The sequence below is a fragment of the Streptomyces sp. NPDC007162 genome (assembly GCF_040634175.1).
Lineage (GTDB): Bacteria > Actinomycetota > Actinomycetes > Streptomycetales > Streptomycetaceae > Streptomyces.
The window spans coordinates 1-1,875 of the sequence record NZ_JBEYFC010000934.1 but is presented as its reverse complement, the minus strand read 5'-3'; the positions used below and the strand labels follow the sequence as shown (position 1 = coordinate 1,875).

General features: G+C 68.4%; 2 protein-coding genes. Both read left to right on the top strand.

Annotated features, from left to right (window positions below; translation table 11 throughout):
• Window positions 1-211 precede the first annotated feature (211 nt).
• Window positions 212-622, top strand: a complete 411-nt coding sequence (locus tag ABZ646_RS46000; RefSeq protein ID WP_360533596.1) for a helix-turn-helix domain-containing protein — start codon at window positions 212-214, stop codon at window positions 620-622.
• Between the two features lie 21 nt (window positions 623-643).
• Window positions 644-1,875: ATP-binding cassette domain-containing protein (locus ABZ646_RS45995; RefSeq protein WP_360533593.1), on the top strand; the 1,232-nt coding region annotated here is incomplete at its 3' end.

Genomic DNA, 1,875 nt, shown 5'->3' with positions numbered 1-1,875 from the left:
GCCGTGCTCGAACCGCTCCACGGCCCGGTCCAGACGGTGGCTGCCCAGTCCGCACCAGGGGCAGGTGACCTCGGCCCAGACCTCGATCTTCATGACGCGCCTCCCGTGCCTGCGCTTGATTCCTACGTTTTGTTCGTAGCGCCATGATGGGTCAGCATGGAAGTCGATACAAAAGGCACATCGGTGTTCGTGCCGGAGAGGAATGTGCGTCATGGAGGTCACCGGCAGTTCGGGCGGCGCGGCGGCGGTGGGGCCCTGTGCCCGCATCCCCGCCGAGCACATGGAGTTCATCCGGCAGGTCCTCGACCGCGTCGGCGACAAGTGGAGCCTGCTGCTCATCGCGGTGATGGAGGCCGGCCCGCTGCGCTATACCGACCTGCAGCGCCAGGTCCCCGGAATCTCCCAGCGGATGCTCACCCTCACGCTCCGCCAGCTCCACGAGGACGGTCTGATCACCCGCACCGCATACGCGGAGGTCCCACCGCGCGTCGAGTACGCCCTCACCCCGCTGGGCCGCGGCCTCCACGAGATCGTGACATCCCTGATCGGCTGGGCCGCCGACCACCACGACGAGATCCGCGAGCACCGGGCCCGCGCTGCGGCACCAGCAGCCCGGTCCTGAGCGCAGGATCAGCGATCGGCTGTGCTCCTCGCCTTCGCCGCCATCGCACGCGGCACCCCGCACTGGGTGAGGAACCCACTGACCACGCTGTCCGCGGTCACGGCCAACTTCGCCGGTGTCCCCCTGGCCTTCGCGTTCCTCTTCCTCGCCACCTTCGGCACGAACGGCCTGGTGACCGTCCTTTTCCGTGTACGTGAGCCACTTCGGCAACAGACTCGGCCGTGGCATGACACAGATCGGCGGTACCCGCTGATGCCGCACCTGGAACTCCAGGCCGTTCACACGCGCTTCGGGTCGGCCGTGGCCTTGAACGACCTCACGTTCGCGCTGGAGTCGGGAGAGTTCTTCTCGCTGCTGGGGCCAAGCGGCTGCGGAAGAACCACCGCGCTGCGGATCGTGGCGGGCTTCGACCGGCCCGACGACGGAAAGGTGCTTCTCGACGGCGTCCCGATCAACGAAGTGCCGTCCCGGCAAAGGGACATGGGTGTTGTCTTCCAGCCGTACAACCTCTTCCCGAACATGACGGCTCAGCAGAACGTCGAGTACGGGCTTCGCGTACGACGTCGGCAAAGAAGCGCGCGCGCCGAAAAGGCCGCCCAGGTATGGGAGTTGGTCGGCCCACCCAGGCTCGGTAGCCGCTATCCGCACCAGCTCTCCGGCTGCCAGCAGCAACACGTCGCCGTCGCATGGGCGTTGGCCGTCGAACCACGCGTCCTGCTCATGGACGAGCCGCTGTCGGCCCTCGACAGCCAGATCCGCCTACAACTGCGCGAGGCGCTCCGCGACATCCAGGTGCGCCTCGGGACCACCGTGCTCTACGTGACGCACGACCAGGACGAGGCGCTGTCCGTTTCCGACCGGGTGGCCGTGATGCAGCACGGCGGCGTCGAGCAGATCGGCACCCCGTTGGAGGTCTACGACGCTCCGCGCACCCGCTTCGTCGCGGAGTTCGTCGGAGCCATGAACCGCATCGAGGCCCACGTGGTCGACGGAGTGAGCGGTGACGTCAGACACAACGACGCGGTCCTGCGCCTGCACACCGCACGCGGCCTGCCAGCTGGCGCTCCCGCGCTGATCCTGATCCGGCCCGAGGCCCTGACGGTCCCCGCTGTCCGGGAGGGGTGCCGAGCCGGGTTTGGTCAGGTGTACCGCCGCGGCCCGGGTGATCGCGCACGCCTTTCTCGGGCCCGTCACGCGGTTGAAGGCCAGGGCCGACCAGCTCGGCACGCTCTCCGTCGACGTGCCCAGCCCAC

Excerpts from the sequence above, each read along its gene's own strand:
- ABZ646_RS46000 (WP_360533596.1), top strand. The coding sequence starts at position 212 with ATGGAGGTCACCGGCAGTTCGGGCGGCGCGGCGGCGGTGGGGCCCTGT.